Origin of the sequence: Streptomyces sp. NBC_00576, from assembly GCF_036345175.1 — a bacterium.
Lineage (GTDB): Bacteria > Actinomycetota > Actinomycetes > Streptomycetales > Streptomycetaceae > Streptomyces.
Genome location: NZ_CP107780.1, coordinates 2146469 through 2172045, shown reverse-complemented (window position 1 = coordinate 2172045; position 25577 = coordinate 2146469). Strand labels below are relative to the sequence as shown.

The window sequence follows — 25577 nt, the reverse complement described above, 5'->3', positions numbered from 1 at the left end:
CTGACAAGCATGACGACCACCACCACCGGTGGCGCCCGTCCGGGCGCCACCGCGCCACCCGGCCACGCGGTGAAGGCGAAACGTGACAGGCACGGGGTGCGCGGCAGCACCCGCACCTTCTGGCTCTTCGCGGGTCCCTTCCTGGCCGGTCTCCTGCTGTTCGTCTACGTGCCGGTCGGCTGGAGCTTCTACCTGAGCCTCTTCCAGGCCCAGAACACGGTCAGCCCGACGAAGTTCGTCGGCCTGGACAACTACGCGGACATTCTCACCGAAGGGCCGTTCACCGACAGCCTGTGGACTTTCACGCTCTTCGCGCTGATCGTCGTCCCTCTCACCTACGTCCTGGCTCTGGCGCTCGCGCTGCTCGTCCACCGCATCCGCGTCGCCCGCGCCTTCTTCCGGTCGGTGTTCTTCATACCCACCGCGTGCTCCTACGTCGTGGCCTCGATGGTGTGGAAGCTGTCGATCTTCAACGGGGTGCGCTTCGGTCTCGCCAACACCGTCCTGGGCTGGTTCGGGATCGAACCCATCGCCTGGATCGGCACCGTCTCCCCGCCCTGGTACTGGATGGTGCTGGTCACCCTACGGCTCTGGCTCCAGCTGGGCTTCTACATGATCCTCTTCCTGGCCGCCCTCCAGCAGATCCCCAAGGAACTGTACGAAGCGGCCTGGACGGACGGCGCCCGACCCGGCTGGCAGACCTTCCGGCACATCACCCTGCCGCAACTGCGTACCACCTCGGTCGCCGTGGTGCTCCTCATGCTGATCGCGGCCTACCAGGCGTTCGACGAGTTCTACAACCTGCTGCCCAACACCCCCTACGCACGGCCGCCGTTGGTCTACCTCTACTACACGGCCCTCGGGCAGGGTCAGGACTTCGGCCACGGCAGCGCCGGGGCGCTGGTGCTGTCGGCACTCATCACGATGGTGACGCTGCTGCAGGGCAGGATCTTCGGCTTCGGAAAGGCGGACAGCTGATGGCCACCTCCTCCACCACCCCGGTCCGCGGCCGTCCACGCGCAGTGCGCGGACAGGCCGGCAGCGTCGCCGTCTACACCGTCGCGGTCGTCGCGGCGCTGCTGTTCCTGGTCCCGTTCTACCTGCTGCTCCGCAACAGCCTGGCCAGCGACGCCGACATCACCGGGACGAACTGGAAGTTCTTCCCGACCGAGCTGCACTGGGAGAACATCTCCGAGCTGTTCAACGACCCCGCGGTACCCATGGCGCGCAGCATGTGGAACTCCCTCGTCGTCGGGGTGCTCGGCACCGCCGGGCAGCTGCTGGTCTGCTCCCTGGCCGGCTACGCGCTGGCCCGCGTCCCGTACCGGCACGCCAACAAGATCTTCTATGCGGTGCTGGCCACCCTCATGATCCCCAGCGCGGTCACCTTCGTGCCCAGCTTCGTCCTCGTGTCGTCACTGGGCTGGGTCTCCAGCCTGCAAGGTCTGATCGTGCCCGGCCTGTTCAGCGGCTTCACCGCCTTCCTCTTCCGGCAGTACTTCCTCGGCTTCCCCAAGGAACTGGAGGAGGCCGCCCGCATCGACGGTCTCGGCAGCTGGGGCACGTACTGGCGGATCGTCGTCCCCAACTCCACCGGCTTCTTCGCGGCGATCGCGGTGATCACCTTCATCACCAACTGGAACGCCTTCCTGTGGCCGCTGGTCATCGGGCAGGACTCGTCCAGCTGGACGGTGCAGGTGGCCCTGTCGACCTTCACCACCGCGCAGACCGTCAACATCCACGAGCTGTTCCTCGCCGCCACCGTGTCCATCCTGCCGCTGGTGCTCGTCTTCCTCTTCCTGCAGCGCTACCTGGTCGAAGGCGTCGCGCACACCGGCATCAAGGGCTGACCGCAGAGCGCCCCGGCAACCGCACAGAACGCCACTCTTCGCACCGATCCATCCCGGAGTGACCCATGCCCAACCCCGTCAGCCACCCGCCGCTCGCAGCGGCCGTCCATCTGGACCCCAACTTCACCGTCGGCGAGGTGAATCCGCGGCTGTTCGGATCCTTCGTCGAGCACCTCGGCCGCTGCGTCTACACCGGCGTCTTCGAACCGGACCACCCGAGCGCCGACGAGGACGGACTGCGCACCGACGTCCTGGCCCTGATCCGGGAACTGGGCGTCACCATGGTCCGCTACCCCGGCGGCAACTTCGTCTCCGGCTACCGCTGGGAAGACGGAGTCGGCCCGGTGGAGCAGCGGCCGCGCCGACTCGACGGCGCCTGGCGGACCGTCGAGACGAACCGGTTCGGGCTGAACGAGTTCATGCGCTTCGCGGCCAAGGCCGACGTCGAGCCGATGCAGGCCGTCAACCTCGGCACCCGCGGCCTGCAGGAGGCACTCGACCTCCTGGAGTACACCAACCACCCCGGCGGCACGGCCTTCTCCGAGCTGCGCCGCTCGCACGGCGTGGACAAGCCGCACGGCATCCACCTGTGGTGCCTGGGCAACGAGATGGACGGCCCCTGGCAGCTCGGCCACAAGAGCGCCGACGAGTACGGCCGCCTCGCCGCCGTCACCGCCAAGGCCATGCGCGACGTCGACCCCGGTCTGGAACTGGTCGCCTGCGGAAGCTCCAACCGCTCCATGCCGACCTTCGGCGCGTGGGAGGCGACGGTCCTGGAGCACACGTACGACCTCGTCGACTTCATCTCCTGCCACGCCTACTACGAGGAGAGCGACGGCGACGTCGACAGCTTCCTCGCCTCGGCCGCAGACATGGAAGCCTTCATCGACGGGGTGGTCGCCACCGCCGACCACATCGGGGCCAAGCGCCAGCTGAGCAAGCGGATCAACCTCTCCTTCGACGAGTGGAACGTCTGGTACCAGAGCCGGCCGGTCAACAACACCGACACCCCGGAGTGGAGCGTGGCCCCGCGCCAGCTCGAGGACGTCTACAACGTCACCGACGCCGTCGTGGTCGGCAGCCTGCTGATCACCCTGCTGCGCCACTGCGACCGCGTCACCGCGGCCTGCCTCGCCCAGCTGGTGAACGTCATCGCCCCCATCATGACCGAGCCCGGCGGCCCGGCCTGGCGGCAGACCATCTTCTATCCCTTCGCCGACGCGGCCCGCCACGGTGGCGGCCAGGTGCTCCGGCTCGCCCTGGACAGCCCCGTCCACGACACCGCCCGCTACGGCGAGGTGCCCCTGCTGCACGCGACCGCCGTCCAGCGCGAGGACGGGACGCTCACCGTCTTCGCTGTCAACCGGGACACCACGAGGCCGCTCGAACTCACCGCGGACCTGCGGGCGTTCAGCCCGGTGTCTGGGCAGGTGACGCATACCGCCCTGGCCGACCCCGACCGCCGCGCGGCCAACACGCTCCAGCATCAGGACCGTGTGACGCCGAAGCCGGTGACCGGCACCGTCACGGACGGCGGGCGGCTGAGCGCCCTGCTGCCGCCGATGTCCTGGAACACCATCACCATCCCGCTCGCCCCCTGAGCGGCCCCAGGATCCCACCGCTCGACCCGTACACCCGTACGCCCGCACCATCCCCGGACCTCAACGGAGAGGCGAGACCATGCCCTTCACCACATCGCACCGCACACCGCCACCGCGTGCCCGATGGCGGACCACGCTCGTCACGCTCCTGACCCTGCTCGGCGGTCTCGCCGCCCTGCTCGTCCCCGCCACGCAGGCACAAGCGGCCTCGGTGACGTTCACGACGGGTGCCGACCGGACCGACCAGAACGGCAACACCCTGCAGTTGCACGGCCTGGGCATCATCAAGGTGGGCAGCACCTGGTACGGCTTCGGCGAGGACAAGACCGGCAAGGCGTCGGGGGACACGTCCTTCCAGGACATCCCGTGCTACACCTCGACCGACCTCGCCAACTGGACCTACCGGGGTCAGGCCCTGGGGCTGCAGGCCAGTGGTGACCTGGGCCCCAGCCGCATCGTGGAGCGGCCGAAGGTCATCTACAACGCGTCGACCAGCACGTACGTGATGTACATGCACATCGACAGCACCAACTACGCCGAGGCCAAGGTCGGTGTGGCCACCAGCAGCACCCCGTGCGGCCCGTACACCTACCGGGGCAGCTTCCGGCCGCAGGGCAACCTCAGCCGGGACCTCGGCCTGTTCCAGGACACCGACGGCACCGGCTACCTGCTCAGCGAGGACCGCAACAACGGCCTGCGCATCTACAAGCTGTCCGCCGACTACCTCTCCGTGGACAGCTCGGTGGCGGTGCTGGGCAGCAGCGGCAGTGGCAGCGTCGAGTCGCCCGCCATGGTGAAGATCGGCGGCATGTACTACGTCTTCGGCTCCCACCTGACGGGCTGGAGCCTGAACGACAACGTCTACGCCACCGCCACCTCACTGAGCGGCCCGTGGTCGGCGCTCCGGAACTTCGCCGCCCCCGGCACCAAGACCTACGGCAGCCAGACGGCGAACGTCATCACCGTCCAGGGCACCTCCGGCACCACGTACATCTACGCCGGTGACCGCTGGGACACCGCCAACCTGGGCGCGTCGAAGCTGATCTGGCTGCCGCTGACCATCCGGGGCACGACGGTGAACCTCGGCCAGTACCCGACCTGGTCCCTCGACGTGGACGCGGGCACGTGGACGGCCGGCAGCGGGATCCCGTCGGAAGGGGTCCACACGCTGAAGAACCTCGGCAGCTCGATGCTGATGGACGTGTCGAGCGGGTCCACGGCGACCGGCGCCAAGATCATCCAGTGGCCGTCCACCGGCGGTACCAACCAGCAATGGACCCTCACCCGGGTCGCGGACAACATCTACACGCTCAAGAGCGTCAAGAGCGGCCTGTGCCTGGACGTCCCCGACAAGTCGGCCACCACCGGCGTCCAGTTGCACCAGTGGACCTGCAACGGCCAGACCAACCAGCAGTGGGCCCTCGACCTGACCGGCAGCTACACCGGCAGCAACTACATGCTGGTGGGCATCGGCAGCGGCCTGCACATCGGCGTCGCGGGCTCCACCACCCAGGGAGCGGCGGTGGACCAGGAACTCGGCGGCAGCGCCAGCACCAACAGCGAGACCTGGACCGTCTCCTGACCGCGTGCCCCGGCGGCCCCGCCACCGAGCGGACCGCCGGGGCACGTCCCCTACGGGGGATCATCCCAACTCCCGCATTCCGCACAGCTCTCCGCAGACAAAGGAGTTTGTGCAATGGACCACTCCCTGGATCGTGCGGCCGGCCGCACGGTCGACACCACCCTGAGCGTCAACACCGCGCTCGACGGGGTGCCGAGCAGCGTCGGTTTCACCACGCGCGCCACCACGAGCAACGGATCCGGCTACCTGAACCTGCGCGGCACCTACCAGTCCGGGCAGGGCGCCTTCGGCTACGAGGGAGTCACCCGGGGTCGTCGCCACGGGATCGGGGGCCTCCGTCAGCGTCAGCGGCTCCACCATCGTGGTAGCGAGGGCGTAGCCCTGGGCCATGGCCAAAGCCTCTCCTGGCATTCACGGATCGATGTTCGACGCGGCATCTACAGATCGTCGGTCATGGACCTCCGAGGTTTCCTGGTGGGCCTGCCAGGTGGCTTGGACCAGAACCCGTTCGGTGCTCGCCAGATGGACCGCCGCGGCGAGCCAGGCCGACGCGTAGTGGTCGGGGTCGGCTTCGTCGAGCCGGCCGAAGACGTCACGGGTGCGGCGGTCGGCCGCTGCGGTGAGGGCCGCGGCCAGGTCGGCGGCGGTGCGGAATCCCGTACGGCGCAGGGAAGCCGTGTCGCGGTCGAGATCGCCGCTGCGGGCGGGCTCGGCGACCGCACGGCGGCCCCCGGCGACGGCCAGCTCGACCAGCCGCCGCACCCGCCACAGCGGTGAGTCGGCCAGCGGGTCGGGCGGGGACGGCGTGAGCGTTTCGGCGGGCGGACCGGCGTCGGGGGGCGGAAGGTGCGCGCCTTGGATGCGGTCATAGCCGAGATCGGCGCGGTCCAGCCACTCCGGAGGCAGACGGAGTGTCGCTTCGGCGCCGGGTACCGGGCCGACGGCGAGTGGGTGCAGGGTGGCGGCCCGGTCGGGGTCGAGCCGGCCGATCACGCGTATGTGGAGGCCGGGGCGGGAGGCGAGTCGGCGGAGGTTGGCGGTGTGGGCGAGGTCGGGGTGGGCATTGGCGGGGGCCAGACGGATGACGGGGCCGGTGGCGGCCTGCAGTTCGCGGGCCAGGAGGTGATCACCGGAGGCGCCGACGACGACCAGGTCGCAGCCGATCGGTTCACCTGGCCGCCCGTCCTCGCCGTCCTGGCCGGGGGCCGTGGCGAGCCTTTCGGCGACGGTCTCGGCAAGCGGGCGGGCGAACAGGGCGGCCAGAGGCACCGATGACCAGGGGACGCCGGTCAGGGGGGTGGCCCGGACGCCCTTTCCGGAGCCTAGGCGGCCGTCCGGGGAGACCGTGGCCCCGGTGATCAGCAGGCCGCCGCGCGCGAGTTGGGCGTGGTTGAGCGCGGCCGGGCCGAGGGAGACGGGAGCCGTGGCGGCGCCCCGGGCGCGGGCCGGGCCGCCGGGCTTGACGTCGGCGACGGAGAACCAGCGGCCGTCGTCGGTGACCAGGTGGGTGACCACGCCGCCGTAACCCGTGGCGCTGATCACCGGCTCGCGGCAGACCCCGTGGACGCGCAGGCCGCCGTCGCCCGGCCGGTAGCCGCGGCGGGCGGTGCCGATCAGGGCCGGGTCGGGGTGGGCTGCCGCCAACAGGCGTGTGGTGAGCAGGAGTTCGCGCAGAGCGGCGACCAGGTCGGCCAGGCGATGGCCGTCGTGCCGGGCGCGGGCGCCGCGCAGGCCGCGTACGACGCGCACGGCGGCGGCCTCGGCCCGGTGCAGGCCGGCCAGCCGGGCCGTGTGGGCGGCCCGCAGCAGCTCGGCCTGGGGCACCGCTCCGGCGGCGGGCACCCCTGCGGCGAGGACCGCCGCGGCGGCCGACCACAGGCCGGCTGCCGCCGTGGTCTGGGCCGGGGTGAGGGCGGCGGTCACCGGCTCGGGGAGTGCCGGGGCCGCGACGGGCTCGGGCTCGGGTCTGTCCGCGCTCCCTGCCGCCGGGGCCTCCGCCGCCGGGGCCTCCGCCGCCGGGGCCTCCGCGTCCGCCACCGGGCAGGCACCCAGGACGGCGGCCCGGTGCAGGCAGCGGGGCGCGAGCAGGCATGTGCAGCGGGCCTGGTCGGCGGTGGTGACCGTACCCGAGGGCCCGGGCGCCAGGGTGACCACGGCGTCCTCGCCGCAGTTGACGGAGACGGTGTCGCCCTCAACCGCGGCGGGCACGGCGGCGTACTGCTCGATCGCCGCGTCCAGCTTCTTGCGCAGCCGGGAGGTCAGGCCCTCCACAGCGGCGGCCACCACATCCGGGGCGACGGGCGGGAGTTGCTCGTTCATCGGGGTTCTCCGCGGAGGCGGTCGCCCACCCAGCGGGCGAGGGCGAGTGGGCTGAGGGCGGCCACGGGCATTCCGGCCGCGACGAGTTGCTGGGCGACGGACACCGAGTAGCGCGGGGCTCCGGTGTCGTCCAGGGCGGCGCAGCCCATCAGGTGGACGCCGGACGCGGCCAGCGAACGTACCTCTCCGAGCAGGCCGCCCAGCGGATACCCCTCCTCGAAGTCGCTGACGACGACCACGAGGGTGCGGCTGGGCACCGTCACCAGCGAGCGGGCGTGCGCGAGCCCGGCCGCGATGTGGGTGCCGCCGCCGACCCGTACCTCCAGGAGGAGGGACAGGGGGTCGGTGACCTGGTCCGTCAGATCGATCACGCGGGTGGAGAAGGTGAGGAAGTGGGTGGAGAGGGTGGGCACGCCGCCCAGTACGGCGGCGGTCAGCGCCGACCAGATGACGGAGGCCTCCATCGAGCCGGACACATCGACCACGAGGATCAGCCGCCAGTCGGCCTCGCGCCGGGACCGGGTGCTGAAGACCGGCTGCTCCGGAACGACGACGGTCCGGCCGTCGTCGAGCCGGCGGGTGTGGACGAGGTTGGCCCGCAGGGTGCGGGGCAGATCGAGCCGGCCGCCGGGACGACGCGTCGGGCGCGGGGTGGCGAGGCCGGTCAGGGCGGGGCGCAGCCGGGTGGCGAGTTCGCGGGCCAGTTCGTCGACCAGGCGGCGTACGAGCGGCCGGAGCCGGGCGAGTTGCTGCTCGGGCATACCTCCGGCGAGAGAGAGGACGGAGGCCAGCAGCTCGACGGAGGGGCGTACGGAGTCCGGGTCGAGCTGTGTGAGTACGTCGGTGCGGCCAGTGCCGGCGGCCTTGCCGAGGACCTCCTCCCGGACCTCGGCCCCGAACAGGGCGTCGAGTTCCTCGGCCCATTCGCGAGCGGTGGGGAAGGCCCCCTCCTGGCCGCCGCCCGTTCCGTCGGCGAGGTCGGTGGCGCCCTCGCCGCGCCCGGCCCCGTACAACTCGTCGAGGGCGTGCGCGTAACGGCGGGCTCCGGCAGGGAGCCGGTCGGTCTCCCTGCCGAGCAACAGCCGCCACCGGTCGGCGGGAACGAGGCGCGGCTCCGCCGCGGCTGCCGGTGCCGTTGCGCTGCCGGCCGGCGCAGTGGTCGCCATCGCACCGGCCGGCTCGTCCCCCGTGCCTACCGGGACGGCCACAGCCCCGGGCGCGGTCGCGACGGCGGCCGGTACTGCGGGTTGTGTGAAGGCGTCCCCGGCGTCAGCCGGTTTTCCCTTCGCGGTTTCCGGCTCGGTGTGCTCGGGTGCTGTCGCGGCGGTCTCGGGCGGCTGCGCCGATCCGCGGGCTCCTTCGGACGTGTCCAGGGCCCCCTGCGCCACCCGATGGGCTGAGCCGTCGGCACCGGGCACGCCGTCCGCCGGGAACGGCAGGTGCAGGGCGTTGAGCGCGGCGAGCCCGGCGGTGTCGGCGGCGGTCCACAGGGCGATGAGTTCGGGCGGGGCGGCCAGCGTGAGGTCGAGCCGGTCGCCGAGGCGTTCGGTGATGGTGTGCAGCAGCCGGTCGCGGGCCGCCGGGGAGAGAGTGTCGAAGCCCCCGCGCAGCGCGGGCAGGCGGTCCAGGAAGGCCTGGTCGGTGAGTCTGTCGATGCGGTCCAGCAGCGGGGCGAGGGTGGCGGGGGCCGCCTGGAGCAGCGGTCCGGCGGCGGTGAGCAGGCCGGTGAGCAGTCGCGCCAGGCGGTGGCGGCCGTCGGGGCCGGTCGCGGTGTCGACCCAGCCTGCGGCTCGGGCGCCGAGCGCGTCGGGGCTGTCGAGGTCGAGCAGGACCCTGGCCGCCGACGCGGCCCCCTGGACGAGTGGGGAGCCGGTGCGCGCGAGAGCACCCAGGGCGTCGTCCATCCGCAGCCCGAGGTGGTGTTCGCCGGCCCTGGCCGCCAGGGCGACCAGCGCGGCGGCGTCCTGCGGATCGTCGCTGCCGGCCAGTCCGGGGAGGGCCCTCACGGCGGCTTCGAGCAGGGTGACGGCCAACTCGGCGGCCTGCCCGCGCCCCTCCGGCGTGGTGCCGGGCAGGTGGCCTCGGCGCAGCGCCTCCAACAGGTCGAGTGCGTCGAGCAGTTCGGGGAGGGTGGCGGCGGAGGGAAGGACGACGGCGGCCTCGGCAAGACGGTCGGCGACCAGATCGGGCAGGTCGCACCGGGCCGCGTCGCGCAGCCCGCTCAGGAGCTGTGCGCAGGTGGCGCCGCCGTCGGCCGTCTCGCGACGGTAGGTCTCGCGCAGCGTTCCGGCGGCGGCCTGGGCGGCGCTGACGCCGCGTACGCCCGCCAGGTCGAGCCGCGCCGGCACGGACGGGGTCCAGGCCAGCCGCCATCGTGTGGTGAGGGCGGACGCGTCCCCCGTACCGGCCACCGCGACCGGCTCGCCGTATCCCACGCCGCACACCCGGAGCCGCTGGAGCAGGGTCTCCCGTCCGCCGTCGAGTGCGGACCGCAACGGGTCCAGGCGCATTTCACGGGGTTCCGCGCTGTCCGGGCCCGGCAGCCGCAGCGTGACCAACTCCGCCTCCACCGACGGGCCCAGGCCCGATCGGGGCGTGCCGGGCGCGATGCGTCCCCGCTCGGCACCGACCAGCACTGTTTCGAGCGCGCGGGCCAGCGCCCGGCCCCGGCCCAGGGGTTCGCCCTGGCCGAGCACGGTGGTCACCGCCTCCAGCAGCTCCCCCCGGCCGGGTGCGGGCAGGCCGCGCAACCTGGCGAGGTCGCAGGCCAGTCGCAGGGTCTCGGTCGCCTCACCGGTGCCCGCGGTGTGCCCGGCAGCGCGCATCTCCCGGACAAGCGCGGTGATCGCGCGGGCGGCGGCGTCACGCACCCGGTCGGGGTCGCCGCCGGCCGTGAGGACCGCCTGCTGCCAGCGGGGGTCGCGGATTCCGGCGGGGTACCCGGAGCGCGAGTCCAGCAGATCGAAGGCGTACGGGACCAGCGAGGTGACCGGCGCTCGGCGCGCGGCCTCACTCGTCGGCTCCGCGCCGGGCAGGATCGGGACCGAAGCAGTGCTGTTCGGACCGGACAGGTCGGCTGCGGCGCCGATGGGGGCGTTCGGAACGGCCCCCTCGGTCGCGGTGCCGGATCCGGCTCCGGTGCGGTTCGCATCGGCCACGGGCGGCACCGTGTCGTCCGGGCCGGTCAGGGCCGGGGCGTGGAAGGCGCCGACGACGGCTGCGACGCGGCGGCCGTCGGCGGCGGCCTCGGTGAGGACGTGGCGCATATGGGCTTCGCGGGCGAGGTCGGTGGCGGGGATGCCGCCGGTGGCCGCCGCGTCCTGGCGGAGGGCCCAGCCGACGCCGAGGGCGGCGCGGCGGACGGCTTCGGGGGTGCAGCCGGGGGCGAGGACCTCGACGGCGCGGTCCCAGAGGTCGTCGCCGTCGCGTCCGGTGCCGGCGGCGGTGAGGCCATCGGTGTAGACGGTTGCGGCGTGGGCCGGTGGGGTGTGGGCGCCGGTGTCCACACCGCTGCCCGTACCGGGCTTTCCGCCGCCTTGCGTCGGGCTCGGCCCGGCCGGTGCGGACCAGCCCGCATCGGCCAGCGGAAGGTCGCAGCACAGCACGGCGGCCCCTCGCTCGCGGGCCCAGCGGATCGCGGCGAGTTCCGGCGAGAAGTCGGCGAAGGGGTAGAAGGCGAGCCCGCCGTCCTCTCCGGCGCCGGCGACGGCCAGCGGGGCGACGGCGCGCGGGTCGGCGAGATACGGCAGCCACCGCTGGAAGTCGGCCGGCAGCTCGACGCACACCACCTCGGCCCCGGCGGCGTCCAGCAGGGCGGGCACGGCGGAGGCCAGCGCGGGGCTGTGGTGGCGTACGCCGAGAAGGTACGGCCGTACGGAGGCCGCGAGGGTTGCCACTGCCTCCCGGGGGTCGGCGACGGATGTCCTCGGCGGCGCGGCGGTCACCGCCGCCTGGTCGACGGTCAACGCAGGTTCTCCCGCAGGTCCCAGAGGCGGCGCCACATGGCGGAGCCGTCCTCGGCGCGGCGGCGGACCGGGCCGTCCCAGTAGCCGAGCAGGCGCCCGTGGTCGGCGGGGTCGTCCTTGCGTACGACGCCGAGGAGGTGCCCGGGCACGAGGTCGAGGAGGTCCCCGGCGGGGAGGTAGGCGGCGGCCAGGCCCAGGGAGGCGGCGACCTGTACGGCCTCGGCGGTGGACATCACCGTGCCGGGCCGCTCGACGTCCCAGCCTTCCGCCGAGCGGCCGGAGCGCAGGTCGCGGAAGACGGTGACCAGCGCGTCCAGTACGGCGTCGTCCACCGCGAAGGCGGCACCTGCCCGCTGGACGGCGGCGGTGGCCTGGCCGTGCACGAGGGCGGTTTCGGCGTCGGCGTCGGCGATGGGGTGGACGGTCTCGAAGTTGAAGCGCCGCTTGAGGGCGGCGGACATCTCGGAGACGCCCCGGTCGCGGAGGTTGGCGGTGGCGATGACGCTGAAGCCGGGGGCGGCGGGGACCAACGCGTCGGCCGTGCCCGCGAGTTCGGGCACGCTCAGCCGCCGGTCGGACAGGATCGACACCAGGGCGTCCTGCACCTCCGGCAGGCAGCGGGTGATCTCCTCGATCCGGGCGACCTGTCCGCCGCGCATGGCGGTCAGCACCGGGGAGGCCACGAGGGCCTGCGGGGTGGGCCCCTGGGCGAGCAGCAGGGCGTAGTTCCAGCCGTAGCGGAACGCGTCCTCCGTCGTGCCGGCGGTGCCCTGCACGGTGAGGGCGCTGGTGCCGCTGACGGCGGCGGCCAGCAGCTCGGAGAGCATCGACTTGGCGGTGCCCGGTTCGCCGACCAGCAGCAGGCCGCGTTCACCGGCGAGGGTGACCACGCAGCGTTCCACCAGGGCGCGTTCGCCGACGAATTTGGGGGCTATGACCAGCCGCGCGGGCAGCGTCTCATGCGGTTTTGGCAGTTGCAGGCTCTCGCCGCCGCTGCCGCAGACGAAGGTGACCACGGCGCGCGGGGTCAGCGCCCAGCGGGGCGGGCGCGGACCGTCGTCGTGGGCGGCGAGGAAGGCGAGTTCGGCGGCGTGGCGCTCCTCGGCCGGCAGTGTCTGCCGGGCGGGGAGCGCTGTCGCCTGTTCCATCAGGGTCATGGGGTTCCTTGTGCTGTGTGCTTTACGGGGTGCCGTACAGAAGTCGGGGTCCGGGGCGGGTAGGGGTGCGGCGCCGGGCAGTCCGGCGCCGCACCCCGTCCACCGCCGGGCTCAGCGGCGCCGGCCGCGCCGGACCTTGAGCTCCTGGAAGCGCGGTCCTTCGCCTTCGCGGACCCGCTGCCAGGCCCGGCGGTAGAGGTCGGCGACGGGTTCGGCCGGGACGATCACCCCGAGCGCCGGGTGGTCACCGCTGACCAGGTCGTACAGCGGCAGCTTCCACTGCTCCAGCGGAAGGCGCGGGGACCTGGGGTCCACCCAGCCGCCGGGCAGGAAGAGCGAACGCCCGGCCCGGGTACGGCTGGCCTCGACGACCAGGCCGGAGGCGGCCAGTTCAGCGCGGGCAGCCTTGAGCCGGGCGGCCCCACCTCGATGTTGCGGCCAGCCGGTCCAGCGCGCGGTGTTGCGGTCGGTCGGGTCGGGCATCGCCAGCAGCATCAGGTAGAGCACGGCGGCGTCCTCCCCGATGCCGTACTCCTTCGCCGCCTCGCCGACCAGGTCGGGCACCGACCGGGCAGGGTCCTGCGGCCACCAGGTGCCGTCCTTGTCCGGCGCCCCCGCCTCCGGGGCACCGGGATCGGCCAGGAGGGCCGCGAAACGCGGGTCGCCGGCGGTGCGCAGTGCCACCTCGGCCGGGAACGGCCGCTGGTCACCGGTGCGCAGAACAGACAGGAACGGGTCGGTCCCGGCCTCGTCCAGCAGCGCCGTACGGATTCCGGGGGCGGGCTGGTCGTCGTGGGTGGCCATCATGACGGCGCCGTAGCGCTCGTAGCCCTCGCCGGTCTCGGTGGGGGCGCCGGCCACCTTGCGGAAGTCGGGCAGGCTGACGTACTCGCCGAGGTCGAGCATCAGCCCGGGGCCCGCCAGCCGGTCCCGTACGGCGGTCAGCGCGGCCGGGAGGACGGCCCGGATCGGATCACCCGCCGGGAGCCGGTGGGCCAGCCAGGCGGCCAGGGCGACGGTACTGACCAGGGTGCGGGCGGTGAAGCCGGTGGTGTCCTGGTCGACCGGGCGGACCCGGTCCCCGCTGACGTGCCAGGCCAGGTCGCGACTCAACTGCGGTTCGGCGGCCGGGTCGAGGAGCGCGGGCAGCGCCCGGCTCGGCTCCCACGATGTCTTCACCGCGCGGGCGGCCTCCGCGAGCAGCGCTTCGGGGACTGCGGCCCGCCGGCCCAGCTCGGCGTTCCAGACCTGCGCGGCGGCGGCCACGTCGGGGCCTTCCGTCCACAGCCGTGCGGGTTCGGCGGGCAGCAGCGCTCGGACGACGGCCCGCCGGAAGCCCGCGTCCAGGCCGCGCAGCTCGTCCTTGGCCAGGGCGGCGTCGGCCACCTTCACCCCGAGCGTCGTACGAGCCTCGGGGCTGAGGAAGTTCCGCTCGTATGTGTCCATCTGCGGGAGGCCGGCCACGACCAGCCTGGCCGTGGTCGGCATGACCCCGGTCAGACGGGCGAACTCCTCGGCGGCCTCCGGGAACCAGGGCGCCGCACCGCGCCCGGCCAGCTCGGTCAGGAACGCCCCGAGCCACCCGGCCTCCCGGGCCTCGCCCACCGGGGACGAGGACGCCACCGTGTAGGGCGCGGGGACCTCGAACAGCCCGGCCGGGTCGTGGAAGAGCGCCGTGAACTCGCAGCTGCCGGTGTCCGGGCGTTCCACGTCCACGAAGGCCAGGAACGCGCCGCCCTTCAACCGGAGCAGATGCAGCCAGGACCCGGACCGTTCTGTGCCGTCGGCCATGGTGAACAGGCTGCTGTCGAGACGCAGCTCGAAACGGCGCCACCGGGTCGGCTCAAGGACCGCCAGGCCCTGGGCGTCCACCTCGCGGAGGAGTTCCCCCAACGCGTCCCGGTGCCCCTGCTCGGTGGTCGCCGCCGCGGCCCGGAAAGCCGCTGCGACGGGCAGGTCGGGAAGGGACCTCCAGCCCAGCCTCGCCCACGGCACCTCCGGCCCGTCGAAGTGCAGCCGGATCGCCGGCGCCGGCTCGGGGGCGTCCCGCAGCGCCTGGCCGACGAAGCGCAGCTGGCGGCAGACCTGGTCGGTGCCATCGGCGCCGTACCAGGAGTTGACGAGGCCGAGGCCGTTGAGCGCGTCGGCGAGCACCTGGTCGGCGGGACCGATCAGCCCTGTCTCCGGCTGCCCGCCCGCGAGCTCCTGGTCGAGGCGCTCCGCAGCCGCGTCCAGCGCGGCCTGCTGGGTGGCCGCGAACCGCACCACGGCGGCGATGCCCGTCACCAGCGCGTCATGACTGACCTGCGGCAGCAGCGTACGGATCAGCGCGGGCAGCTCGTCCGGGTCCGTCGCCCCGCGCTCCCGGGCGGCGTCGGTCAGCAGCGCCGCCGCTGTGTCGCGGTCGACGCGGCGCAGCGCCTCGGAGCCCTGCGGGTCGCGGGGCCGGAGGAAGTGCCAGAAGCGCAGCGGCGGCAGCACCAGGGTGCCGGCCGCGAACGTCCCGGGCCGGTTGTCCGTCTTGGCCGTGGCCGTGACGACGCCGTCCTGGTCGATCAGGCTGAGGTCGTAGGAGCCCGTGACGACGGCCACCGGCCGGTCGGCGCCGGGGAAGAGCAGAGCCCGCACCGGCCGTCCGGTGTCGGCGGGCAGGGCGACGGCGTTCCCGGCCGGGTCCTCGCCGCGCAGCGAGCCGTCGGGCAGCTTCACCACGCGCCAGCCCAGCAACCCGCCGTCCTCAGCGGGCAGCACCCAGCCGGACTCGAAGGTGCTTCCCGCCGGGGCCGTACTGGTGGCGTCGGCGAGGTAGCCGGGCAGGCTCCGCCGGCCGCGTTCACCGGTGGCCGGGTCGTACTCGTACCATCCGGCGGTCTCGCGGTTCTGGCCGTCCCAGTCCCACACCCAGTGCGAGGTGCCGTCGCTGATCACCGACCGTTCCTCGGGTACGGAGGTGTCGCCCCGGTGCACCACACCGGCGCCCGTGGTCCGGCCCCCGCCGGGCAGCGGGAGGGTGACGGCGCCGAGGCTGCCGAGATAGTTCACCTGAGTGCCCCGGGGGCTGGGGCCCTGCACGGGCTGCCGGCGGTCGGCGGAGTGGTGCCAGTAGCCGCGCAGTTCGCCGTTCGCCTCGCGGGACCGCCAGTAGACGAGCAGTTCGCCGTCCACGTAGTGGCAGCCCGGCTCGCCGTAGCAGTCCTTGTCCGGAATCCGCAGGTCGTGGGTGAGTACGGTGCCCTCGGCGCCGAGCACCCGGACCTGCGAGGAGCCGGAGGCGATCAGATGCGGCCAGGCGTCCGCGACGACGAGGTCGTCGATGTCCTTGGCGGGTACGAGGGCGGCGGCCGCCTCCTCCCAGGTGGGCCAGCCCAGCTCGTCGAGGAGGCCGGCCCGCAGGGTCCGTACGACGACCGGGGTGAGGTCGGTGCCGACCGCGGCGCGTACCTCGTCCTCGGCGAGGGCCAGCGTCTCGCCCGGCAGCCACGTCAACCGGCCCAGGGCGTCGGGCAGTTCCGGCAGACCGACGGCGGCGAACCGCCCGGCGACCTCGCGCACCCACTCCGTCAGCATCGGTCGCCCGCCGGGGGACCGGGCCAGTACCCGCAGGGCCCGCAGACCGTCCTTGTCGTTGCCGAACCGGTCGGCCCCGCGCCGGAACGCGGGCCGGAAGCGGGCATCGGCCTCCAGCGCGACCAGATCACGCCGGTCCTCGCCCTCCGCCCACTGCTCCAGGTTCAGCCGGGCGCGCTCCTCGGGGTCGGCGACCGGCAGTTCCAGTGACAGCAGCAGGTCCAGCAGGTCCACGTCATCGGTGGTGACCGGCAACGTGCCATCGGACCCGGCGAGTTCGGCGCGCAGCCGGTCGGCCATCCGCTCCACCAGCGGATACAGCCCCGGCAGTCGGCCACGCCGCCGCCACCCGGAGTCACGGTATGTCAGGAACCGCCCGAGCCAGCCCGCGGTCCCGTCCGCCGGGCGCTCGGCCTCCGGCAGCGTGTCGTCGCAGAGCCCCGCCGTGGCGCCGGACTCCTCCAGCAACTCCAGCCACAGTCCCGGCAGTTCCCTGTCGTCACTCGAAGGCATCAGCTCCAGCAGCGTCCCGCGCACCTGCGGTTCCTGCCGGGCCAGTGCCGCCAGCGCCGGACGGTGGGCCTTCCACCATCCCGCCGCAGCCCGCAACGTGGCGGGCAGCGCCAGCAGTTCGGCCAGATACGCGCCCTCCTCCGCCACCGGGTCCAGGCCCGCGGCCCTGGCCAGCTTGCGAAGGTCGCCCGCCATCTGCGCGGACGGTGCCAGCCCACCCGCCGTACGTCGCACGCACAGCTTGCGGAACCGGTGGAACGCCTCCTGCGCCGGGACCCGTGCGACCAGCTCCTTCGCGTACCCCGACAGCACCTTCACCGGCAGCGCCCCGGCGAGCGCGAACTCCAGGAACACCGCGTCCAGTCGCTCCTCGTCGACTGTCAGGCCGTGCTCGGCCTCGGACCTGCGGGCCCGGGTGAACATCTGCGCCGCGTACGTGGCGTTCTCCACCCCCAGGAAGACCCGGCCGGCCTGCTCGTAGAAGGTCGGCAGGAAGTGCGGCACGGCGGCTGCCAGCTGACCGGCGAGCAACTGGTAGGCGTCCAGCGCGGCCTTCGGTTTGGACTTCGCCTGCCGTGCCACCCGGTCCAGCTCCGGTACGACGCCCAGCGCGTGGTGGCCGTCCGCCGGGTGGTGCACCAGCACCCACTCCGGGAAGCCCAGCGACTGCCGCAGGCCAAGACCCACGTCGGCCGGTTCGCCGGCCGGCTCCAGGCCGAGGAAACCGGCGGCCAGGTCCTCCGCCGCGCCCAGTTCGGCCGCGACCAGCCGCACCACCACCCGGCCGTCCAGCCCCGGATGCCGGTACGCACGCGCGGTCAGCGGTACCGCCCGCTCACCGGCCCCCTCCGTACCCGGCGGCAGCACCGCCCCGGCCGTCAGCAGTTCGGCGGCCTCCGTCTGCCCGACGGTCCCCGTGTCGCTCATGCGTCCTTGCCCTTCTCGATCTTGCGGCCGGCATACAGCGCCGCCGCCATGCGCATCCCCTCGGACCAGGCAACCGGGCCGACCCGGGACGGCCGCACTGTGCGCCCCTCCTCGTCACTCCAGGTCAGGCCGCCGGTCTCGGTGTCCCCGTCCCAGTACGGCTCCCCGATCCACACCGACGCCTCGATGCTGCGCCTGGCGTCCCGCACCCGGCAGGTCGCGTAGCCGCCGGACACCCGGTAGCCCAGCGAGGTGGCCCGCGCGGCCAGCCCGAAGCGCGAGTCGTACGTCCCGCCCGCGAACTCCCGTATCTCGGTGACCGTTTCCGCCAGGCCGTCCGGCCTGAGCCAGGTGGCCCGGTGGATCTGCTCCACCCGCTGCGTCACGCCCAGCTCCGCCGCGAACTCCCGCAGGTCCTCCAGGTCGGGCAGCAGCACCGGGTGCGGCAGCGTCACCGTACGAGGCGACAGCCGGACCGTCTCGCCGTCCAGGTTCACCACCCGCAGCTCACCGGCGTCCGTCGCGTCCCGCAGGAAGCCCACCTCGTCCGGGTCGTCCCCGACGACCGCGAGGTCACGCAGCGCAGACTGCCACGCCTCGTCCGGCCACAGCCGGGCCAACAGCCCGGTGGGCACCGGCAGCGACGACACCATCCAGGTGTCCACCTGCGCCACGCACGCCACCGCGTGCCGGTCCAGCCACTCGCCGAACCGCCGCAGCCGGTCCGTCTCCGGGTGCTCCCGGACCGCCTTCGGCAGCGACTTCAGCTGCCGCCCCGCCGCACGTCCGGACGTGGCCCGCGCGGCCACCCGGCCCTCCACCAGGGCGACTTCGTACCCGTCGCCCGCCGACAACCAACCCATCGGTCTCCACCCCTGACACCGTCCGGAAACAGCACGCTTGAGCCGGTGCGTCCCGGTCTTGCTGTGACGATGCGGCGAACGCTATCGGCAGCCACTGACAAGCGGTCCAGCGGAGCCTCCAGCAGGGTGTCGTGGCTGAGGCGTATGACGGGTCGGGGCGGCGTACGGGCATGGCGCCGTTCGTCAGCAGGACAGCGGAACTCGGCCTGCTGGAACCGCTGTTGGAGAGCCCCGGGGAGGGCGGTCCGGCGATCGTCGACATCACCGGCGAGGCCGGTGTCGGCGAGAGGCGACTGCCGGCGGAGTTCTGCGCGCGGCCCCGCCGCCGGGGCTGACCGTGCTGCGGGGCTGGGCCACGGGGTACGAGCGGCACGGTGGCGACGAGGGTGCCACAGTGGTCGTGCTCGGCGTCACCGGCGTGATTTCGCGAGCCGGACCAGATCACGGGGCGGGAACGCGGTGGGCACGTTCGACTCCGCGCGAGTCGCCGTCGGACGCGCCGTTATTCGGTGGCGCCGCGACCTCGGACACCTCTAGGGTCGGTGGTGTTCGAGCGGCGACCTGGCGTTGCCGCGGGTGACTTGGTTGGTTTGGGAGGTGTGACCGATGGCTGTCGTTGAGATGGGCGCTGCCCGCATCCGGAAGTTCATCAAGTCCACTTCTGTGGCCTCCGGCTGACCTCACTCTTTCCCGCGCTCGTGAGCGCGGTGCCGGTGCCACCCTTGTGAAGGGTCACCCCTTGTCTTTCTCTTCTCTCCTGGGTTCGTCCTCGTCTTCCTCGCATCCGCTCGTGCCGTACGGCTGGGATGCGGACTGGGAGGCCGAGTTCGCCCCGTATGCCGGGCAGGGTCTGCTGCCCGGTCGTGTCGTACGGGTCGACCGCGGGCAGTGCGATGTCGCCACCGCCGATGGTGTGCTGCGCGCCGACACCGCGTTCGTCACCCCGCACGATCCGCTGCGGGTCGTGTGCACGGGCGACTGGGCCGTGGTCGAACCGGCCGGTGATCCCCGTTACGTCCGTACGTATCTGCCACGCCGGAGCGCGTTCGTACGGTCGACCTCCTCCAAGCGCTCCGAGGGCCAGATCCTCGCGGCCAACGTCGACCACGCCATCGTCGCCGTGTCGCTGGCCGTGGAACTCGACCTCGGCCGCGTCGAACGGTTCCTGGCGCTGGCCTGGGAGTCCGGTGCGCAGCCCGTCGTGGTGCTCACCAAGGCCGACCTCGTACCGGACGCGACGACACTCGCGTATCTCGTCCAGGACGTGGAGGCCACCGCCCCCGGGGTGCCGGTGCTCACCGTCAGCTCCACCAACGGGGACGGCATCGACGTCCTCGCGGCCGTGGTCGCCGACGGTACGGCCGTGCTGCTCGGGCAGTCCGGTGCGGGCAAGTCGACGCTCGCGAACGCCCTGCTCGGCGCGGATGTCATGGAGGTCCAGGGCATCCGTGACGCCGACGGCAAGGGCCGGCACACCACGACCACCCGCAATCTGCTCGTGCTGCCCGGTGGCGGCGTACTCATCGACACCCCAGGGCTGCGCGGCGTCGGTCTCTGGGACGCCGGTACCGGCGTCGGACAGGTCTTCGCCGAGATCGAGGAACTGGCCGCCGAGTGCCGTTTCCTGGACTGCGCCCACACGGCGGAGCCCGGGTGCGCGGTGCTGGACGCGGTCGACTCGGGGGCGCTGGCTCAGCGACGCCTCGACAGTTACCGCAAGCTGCTGCGGGAGAACCAGTTCATCGTCGCCAAGACCGATGCGCGGTTGCGGGCGGAGATCCGGAAGGACTGGAAGAAGAAGGGGGCGGAGGGGAGGGCGGCGATGGAGGCGAAGCGGGGGCGTCAGAGGTAGGTGCGCCGGGGTGGCGGGGGTTTCTTCGCCCCCGCCGCCCTTACCCGTCCCACCCGTTTCCGGGGGCTGTGGCCCCAGACCCCCCTTTCGCGCTGAACGCGCTCGTCCTCAATCGCCGGACGGGCTGGAAAAGCTGGCCGGCGCTTCAGGGCACCGGGCCGGCATCTACTGCCGCCTCGGCTGGCCGGCCGTCACCCTGAAGCGGTCTCACTCCTCCTCCAGGCCCCAGCTGTGGATACGCCTTGGATGGACGCGGATCACTTCCTCGCTGAAGTGCGGGCCCAACTCGTGGGGGCCCGTGAGGAGTTCGGCCTCGCCGCGGATGTCGACGCCGCGCACCTTCCAGGGGCTCACGCTCACCACGTCGTCGACGACCAGTGCGACCTTCGGGTTCTTCTCCAGGTTGCGCCACTTCTTGGTGGTGCCCATCGCGAAACCGCCGATCAGGATCGTCCCGTCGTCCTGAGGGAAGAAGGCGACGGGGTTCGCCTGTGGCTGCCCGTTGGGATCGACGGTGGCCAGCCGCCCCAGCCGCTGGGTCCGGAGGTAGGCCCGCTCGGCCGCGCTGAATTCGGTCATGGCGGAAGCCAAACACGGCGGCCCCGGCAGGCGCAGCGAAAACGCGGGGGTACGTGCGAACGTACGTGCGTGCCGCCAGGGGTGTGACAAGTGCGTTGGCGCGACCGACCGGGCGGGAAACCATGCGCCATGACCCGCGCGATCATGGTTCGGCATGTCCTCGTGGCCCTGGTGACCGCCCTGGCGATCGTCCCGCCCGTAGCGAGAGCCGACACGGGGAGCATCCCCGTACCGCCCCCGGCTCCCTTCTCGTCTCCCGTCCGGGAAACCCCCGTTGCCCGCGTCTGGACCGGGACCTGGGAGGCCGCCGCCTCCGGAACCGTCCCGGCCAGGCCCGGCGCCTCCATCCGCAACGTCCTGCACATCAGCGTCGGTGGCAGCGCGCTGCGCATCCGCCTCACCAACCGGCTCGGCACGAAGCCCCTGCGTCTCGGCGCAGTCACGGTAGCCCTCCAGGAACCCGGCGAACCGAAGAGCCCGGACGCCGCACCCGGCTCGATGCGTACGGCCACTTTCGCGGGCGTCCCCACGGTGACGATCCCGGCGGGCCGGGACCGGGTCACCGACGCCGTCAAGCTCGCCGTACCGGCCGGCGCCAATCTGCTCGTCACCGTCCACACCCCGGGCGACTCCGGACCGGTGACCTACCACCGTACGGCGAGGCAGACCAACTTCGTTGCCCCGAGCGGCGACTGGGCGGCGGCGGAGGACGGCGACGCCTACACCAGGACTCTCGGCTCCTGGTACTACGTCACCGGCGTGGACGTCCTCGACGCACCCGCCGCCGGCAGCGTGGTCGCGCTCGGCGACTCCCTCACCGACGGCGGCAACACGGCCTCCGACACCAACCGTCGCTGGCCCGACCGCCTTGCCGACCGGCTCGCCGCACTGCCCCCGAGTCGCCGCCTCGGCGTCCTCAACGCGGGTATCTCCGGCAACCGAGTCCTCCTCGACGGCGTCGGCCCGCGCGCCCTGACCCGCTTCGACGCCGACGTCCTCTCGCGGACCCGGGTGCGCGCGCTGATCGTGTACGAGGGCATCAACGACATCAACGGCACTCCCGAACAGACCGTCCCGCGCGCCTTCGAGGAGGCCTACAAGTCGCTCGTGTCCCGCGCCCACGCCCACGGCATCCGTGTCATCGGCGCCACCATCACCCCGTACGGCGGCCATGCCCGGTGGAGCGAGGCCCGCGAATCCGTACGCCGCCAGGTGAACACCGTCATCCGTGGCCGCGGTCTCTTCGACGCGGTCGTCGACTTCGACGCCGCCGTCCGGGACCCGGCGTTCCCGCACCGTTTGCGCGCTGCCTACGACCCCGGCGACCACCTCCACTTCAACGCCGCCGGCATGCGGGCCATGGCCGACAGGATCAACCTGGCCGACCTCAGGAGTCTTTGAATCCTCCCCTCCTTGAAGGGAAGGGGGTTCCCGGCTCAGGCAGCCGTCCGGGGCGGCGCCCCGGACGGTCTTGTGCCCTCGAGACCAGCCGGCTTGAGACCAGCCCGAATGAACATCACGCGTGCGGATCGTGGTGTGCGCGGGGTGGACCAGGTGCACGCGGCGTGCGTGGCCCTGGGCGATCAGCTCGCCAATTCATCGGAGCTATCCCCGGATGCAACGTAGAGAAGAGGTGAGTGGCCGTCAATGATGCGAGAGAGATCCGATGTATCAGCCCCAGAATATGGCGCCAAGCCACGCGCCCATGATCAGTAGACAGGTGAAGAGTTCGACGAGGACACTGGTGCCGCCCGCCCGCATCACCCTCCGTACCGCCGCCTTCGCCTCGCCGTGCCGGCCGAGCCGCATGCGTTCGTGGAGATAGACACCTCCGATGAAGCCGGGGAGCGCGCCGAGCACGGGCAGCAGGAAGAAGCCGAGAAGGGCGCCGGTCCCGGCGTACACCGCCATTCGGCGGGTGGCGCCGCTCGCACGCAGTCGGCGCGGGGGCAGTTGCCAGCGCACCACCTGGGACAGGAACAGGACGACGGTCGTGCCCACGAGCACCCACCAGGAGACCGCCTGTGGATCCTTCAGCGCCCACCACAGGACCGCGGCCCACACGAGCCACGACCCCGGCAACCCGGGTACCAGAACTCCGCACAGACCGAACAGCATGACCAGGCCGATCAGCAGGAGATCCCACGCTCCCATCTGCCCAGCCTGCCGGAGGACGGAGGAAAGCGCAGGCCAGGAGATGGGGGGAGAGGGAGGACAGGGGCAGCCACGGCGGTCCTGGGCCGGCCGGCCCCGCTCGTACGCGTGCCGCCACCGCGAACCACAGCGGAACCCAAGGAAGACCGGTCACACTCGGGTCGGAGTGGACCGGAACAGGTCACCCTGGCGTCGCCGGGCGGTTCTCCCGTGGGGGGTGGGATCGCCCGGCGACTTTCGTACGGACGTTCGCCGTGTCATCCGACACGCCGTCGAACACGCCGTTCACGACGGGGCGTCCCGCCGGATTTTCCGGATGCCCCGTTTTCAACCGGCCCATACGGTGGACAATTGGGGGCATGAGCCAGCAGGGGGAGAGGTCCACCGGTCACGAGGACGACTGGTGGGGGCAGTTGTACGACGACTCCACCGAGGACACCGGGCCCACGGCCGCGGGCGACTCCCTGGACGACCGGTTCGCCTCGGCGTCGGGCACGGTCGACGCTTCGCAGGCCGACGCGGTGTTCGGGCGCGAAAGCGTGTCCGAGAAGGGGGACGACTTGGGGGCGGGGCCCCTGCCACCGCTGCCGCCGCGGCCGTCGCAGCCCGCACCGACTCAGGACTCGCCTCCCGCGCCCGCCTGGCGCAGTCAGGGCGAGGGACGAACACCGGAGCCGCCGTTCAGTGGCCCCGGCCCCGGGGTTCCGCCACAGCGCGGCGGCGCCCCCTACGGGACGTGGGACGTACGGCGCGGCAGCGGCCCGGGGCGGCCCCGGGCCCCGTGGGAACCCCCGCCCGCCATGCCCTCGCGCCCCGTGACCTTCCCGCCGGGGCCCAAACCCCCGGGCTTCCGGGACCGCACCCCCGCGCCGTCGGCTGACAGCGGCGGCACCCTGAGCCCGACAGAGACCCCCACGACACCCGCTCCCGGACGGGCACCGACCCCCGAGAAACCCCCAGGCGCACCGGGACGCCTCGACGGGGAAGCCGCCGTGGACCCGCCCGCTCCGGGCACTGAGTTCATGGACGCAGGCGCAGGCGCAGGCGCAGGCGAGGGCGTGGCGTCGGCTCGTGAGGCTGCCCGGGCGGCGAGCTCCGACGCATCGGATTCCGCCGACGCCACCGGTGCCCCGTGGGGCGCTTTGCCGCGTCCGTCTGCCGCGCCTGGTGCTGGGTTCGTGGACGCGGGTGGGGTTGGGTACGTGGGGTCGGCCCGTGAGGGTGGCCGGGTGGCAGGCTCCGAAGTCCCGGATTCCGTCGATGTCACCGGTGCCGTGTGGGACGTTCCGCTGCGTCCGTCCGCCCCGCCCGGCCCCGTATCCGTATCCGCATCCGCATCCGCGCGGGAAAGTTCACCAGCGCAGCCCTCCGGGGATGCCTCGGCCGGAGAGGGCGGGCAGGGTTGGGGTTCCCCGGGGAGGCCGGCCTCGGGGAAATCGCCCCATTCCGCCTGGGGGAGCCCGCCGGCCGAGCCGCCGCGCGACGCCACCCCCGCCGATAGCGGCCAGGACAGCCCCCTGCCCAATCCCCCTTCCCGCCGGACTCCCACCCGCCCGGACCTCCCCGCACTCCCGCCCGAGACGCCGAAGGCGCTGGAGCCGCCGGAGAGTTCCGGGACACCCGGGTCCGCCGTCGCCGTCGCCATCGCCGGGCCTCCCACCACCGTCGACTACGTCGGCTCAGGTCCCCCCACCTACGCGCCCGAACCCACCGCCCTCCCGCCCGCCGACCCCGACGACCTGGGGGACCTCGTCGCGGACACCGTGCTCGACGGGGCGCAATACGGCGCCTGCACGCTCCGGGCCGTCTCGCTGCGCGGGGACTCCGCGCGCTTCAGGGGTGAGCCCCGCCGCGACTCCCTCCTCACCGCCCGCTTCGGAACGGGCGACCACGCACTCGTCCTCATCGCGATGGCGACCGGCGCCCGTGCCACGCCCGGCGCGCACCGGGCCGCCGCCGAGGCATGCCAGTGGATCGGGCGGGCGGTGGGCCGCAGCCATGTACGGCTCGCCGAGGACCTCCGCGCCGCCCGGCGCGGCGACCTCAAGTCGGGGCTGCACCGGCTCACCGACCGCAGCCTCGGCAAGCTCCGGGCGAGCGCCGCCGAGCAGGGCATCGAACCCGAGGAGTACACCGCGGGCCTGCGCTGTCTGCTGCTTCCCGCCGACCCTGACTGTCGTACACGAGTCTTCTTCGGCGTCGGCGCCGGCGGACTGTTCCGGCTGCGGGACGGCGAATGGCAGGACATCGAACCGCGGGTCGCCGACATCCCGGCCGGTGAGCCCGTCGTCGGATTCGGTTCGCTGCCCCACGAGACCCCGGACGGGGACCGGCTCACCATGGACCTCGGGATCACGACACCTCCGAGCCCCTACGAGCCCGCCCCCGAACCGCCCCGCGAACCCTTCCGTTTCCGCGCCTCCGTCGCCCGCCCCGGGGACACGCTCCTGCTGTGCACCGGCGGCCTCGCCGAGCCGTTGCGCGGTGAGCCCGAGCTGTGCGAGTACCTCACGGGACGGTGGTCCGGCGGTACCCCGCCCGGCCTCGCCGCGTTCCTCGCGGACACCCAGGTACGGGTCAAGGGATACGCGGACGACCGTACGGCCGCCGCCGTCTGGGAGACGTGACCGGGCGCAACGGGACGTTGT

The 25577-nt window shown here is 73.0% G+C and carries 15 protein-coding genes; 8 read left to right on the top strand and 7 right to left on the bottom strand.

Annotated features, from left to right (window positions below):
* Positions 1-9: 9 nt before the first annotated feature.
* From OG734_RS09195 to OG734_RS09180, 4 genes are all read left to right on the top strand, one after another.
* Entirely contained in the window at positions 10-978 is a 969-nt protein-coding gene (locus tag OG734_RS09195) for a carbohydrate ABC transporter permease (RefSeq protein WP_330286985.1), read from the top strand.
* The gene (locus OG734_RS09190; RefSeq protein ID WP_330286984.1) at positions 978-1850 is read left to right on the top strand and encodes a carbohydrate ABC transporter permease; all 873 of its coding nucleotides are present in this window, start codon (positions 978-980) and stop codon (positions 1848-1850) included. Before OG734_RS09195 ends, OG734_RS09190 begins: the two co-directional genes overlap by 1 nt.
* Positions 1851-1915: 65 nt before the next feature.
* Complete coding sequence (arfA, locus tag OG734_RS09185; protein ID WP_330286983.1) at positions 1916-3451, top strand: arabinosylfuranosidase ArfA; 1536 nt, start codon at positions 1916-1918, stop codon at positions 3449-3451.
* A 79-nt stretch (positions 3452-3530) separates the two neighbouring features.
* Complete coding sequence (locus OG734_RS09180) at positions 3531-5033, top strand: RICIN domain-containing protein (protein ID WP_330286982.1); 1503 nt, start codon at positions 3531-3533, stop codon at positions 5031-5033.
* Between the two features lie 411 nt (positions 5034-5444).
* Here OG734_RS09180 and OG734_RS09175 read toward each other — a convergent pair whose 3' ends face one another.
* From OG734_RS09175 to OG734_RS09155, 5 genes are all read right to left on the bottom strand, one after another.
* Positions 5445-7352: a hypothetical protein gene (locus tag OG734_RS09175; RefSeq protein ID WP_330286981.1), complete on the bottom strand. Its 1908-nt coding sequence runs from the start codon at positions 7350-7352 to the stop codon at positions 5445-5447.
* On the bottom strand, positions 7349-11317 hold the full coding sequence (locus OG734_RS09170) for a vWA domain-containing protein (protein WP_330286980.1): 3969 nt from the start codon (positions 11315-11317) through the stop codon (positions 7349-7351). The genes OG734_RS09175 and OG734_RS09170 overlap by 4 nt, the downstream gene beginning before the upstream one ends.
* Complete coding sequence (locus tag OG734_RS09165) at positions 11314-12474, bottom strand: ATP-binding protein (protein ID WP_330286979.1); 1161 nt, start codon at positions 12472-12474, stop codon at positions 11314-11316. Before OG734_RS09165 ends, OG734_RS09170 begins: the two co-directional genes overlap by 4 nt.
* 111 nt (positions 12475-12585) lie before the next feature.
* Complete coding sequence (locus tag OG734_RS09160) at positions 12586-17481, bottom strand: DNA-binding protein (RefSeq protein WP_330286978.1); 4896 nt, start codon at positions 17479-17481, stop codon at positions 12586-12588.
* A complete protein-coding gene (locus OG734_RS09155) occupies positions 17478-18344 on the bottom strand; it encodes a DUF4132 domain-containing protein (protein ID WP_330286977.1) in 867 nt (288 codons plus the stop codon). The genes OG734_RS09160 and OG734_RS09155 overlap by 4 nt, the downstream gene beginning before the upstream one ends.
* 131 nt (positions 18345-18475) lie before the next feature.
* Between OG734_RS09155 and OG734_RS09150 the strand changes: the two genes are divergently transcribed.
* Positions 18476-18679, top strand: coding sequence for a hypothetical protein (locus tag OG734_RS09150; RefSeq protein ID WP_330286976.1), 204 nt, complete (start codon positions 18476-18478; stop codon positions 18677-18679).
* A gap of 404 nt (positions 18680-19083) precedes the next feature.
* A complete protein-coding gene (gene rsgA / locus OG734_RS09145) occupies positions 19084-20196 on the top strand; it encodes a ribosome small subunit-dependent GTPase A (protein ID WP_330286975.1) in 1113 nt (370 codons plus the stop codon).
* A 207-nt stretch (positions 20197-20403) separates the two neighbouring features.
* Here rsgA and OG734_RS09140 read toward each other — a convergent pair whose 3' ends face one another.
* Complete coding sequence (locus tag OG734_RS09140; RefSeq protein WP_330286974.1) at positions 20404-20775, bottom strand: PPOX class F420-dependent oxidoreductase; 372 nt, start codon at positions 20773-20775, stop codon at positions 20404-20406.
* Between the two features lie 129 nt (positions 20776-20904).
* Here OG734_RS09140 and OG734_RS09135 point away from each other — a divergent pair, with 129 nt between their 5' ends.
* The gene (locus OG734_RS09135; protein ID WP_330286973.1) at positions 20905-22176 is read left to right on the top strand and encodes an SGNH/GDSL hydrolase family protein; all 1272 of its coding nucleotides are present in this window, start codon (positions 20905-20907) and stop codon (positions 22174-22176) included.
* Between the two features lie 270 nt (positions 22177-22446).
* On the opposite strand, the gene OG734_RS09130 is transcribed toward OG734_RS09135, so the two are convergent.
* Positions 22447-22929 carry a DUF456 domain-containing protein gene (locus OG734_RS09130; RefSeq protein WP_330286972.1) on the bottom strand — a complete coding sequence of 161 codons (483 nt, stop codon included), beginning with the start codon at positions 22927-22929 and terminating at the stop codon, positions 22447-22449.
* A 359-nt stretch (positions 22930-23288) separates the two neighbouring features.
* On the opposite strand from OG734_RS09130, the gene OG734_RS09125 reads away from it, so the two are divergent.
* A complete protein-coding gene (locus OG734_RS09125; RefSeq protein ID WP_330286971.1) occupies positions 23289-25556 on the top strand; it encodes a protein phosphatase 2C domain-containing protein in 2268 nt (755 codons plus the stop codon).
* Positions 25557-25577: the final 21 nt, after the last annotated feature.

Coding starts and splice junctions, on each gene's coding strand:
- OG734_RS09180 (WP_330286982.1), top strand. CDS start 3,531: ATGCCCTTCACCACATCGCACCGCACACCGCCACCGCGTGCCCGATGG.
- OG734_RS09190 (WP_330286984.1), top strand. CDS start 978: ATGGCCACCTCCTCCACCACCCCGGTCCGCGGCCGTCCACGCGCAGTG.
- OG734_RS09125 (WP_330286971.1), top strand. CDS start 23,289: ATGAGCCAGCAGGGGGAGAGGTCCACCGGTCACGAGGACGACTGGTGG.
- OG734_RS09165 (WP_330286979.1), bottom strand. CDS start 12,474: ATGACCCTGATGGAACAGGCGACAGCGCTCCCCGCCCGGCAGACACTG.
- OG734_RS09140 (WP_330286974.1), bottom strand. CDS start 20,775: ATGACCGAATTCAGCGCGGCCGAGCGGGCCTACCTCCGGACCCAGCGG.
- OG734_RS09130 (WP_330286972.1), bottom strand. CDS start 22,929: ATGGGAGCGTGGGATCTCCTGCTGATCGGCCTGGTCATGCTGTTCGGT.
- OG734_RS09175 (WP_330286981.1), bottom strand. CDS start 7,352: ATGAACGAGCAACTCCCGCCCGTCGCCCCGGATGTGGTGGCCGCCGCT.
- OG734_RS09155 (WP_330286977.1), bottom strand. CDS start 18,344: ATGGGTTGGTTGTCGGCGGGCGACGGGTACGAAGTCGCCCTGGTGGAG.
- arfA (WP_330286983.1), top strand. CDS start 1,916: ATGCCCAACCCCGTCAGCCACCCGCCGCTCGCAGCGGCCGTCCATCTG.
- OG734_RS09195 (WP_330286985.1), top strand. CDS start 10: ATGACGACCACCACCACCGGTGGCGCCCGTCCGGGCGCCACCGCGCCA.
- OG734_RS09160 (WP_330286978.1), bottom strand. CDS start 17,481: ATGAGCGACACGGGGACCGTCGGGCAGACGGAGGCCGCCGAACTGCTG.
- OG734_RS09135 (WP_330286973.1), top strand. CDS start 20,905: ATGACCCGCGCGATCATGGTTCGGCATGTCCTCGTGGCCCTGGTGACC.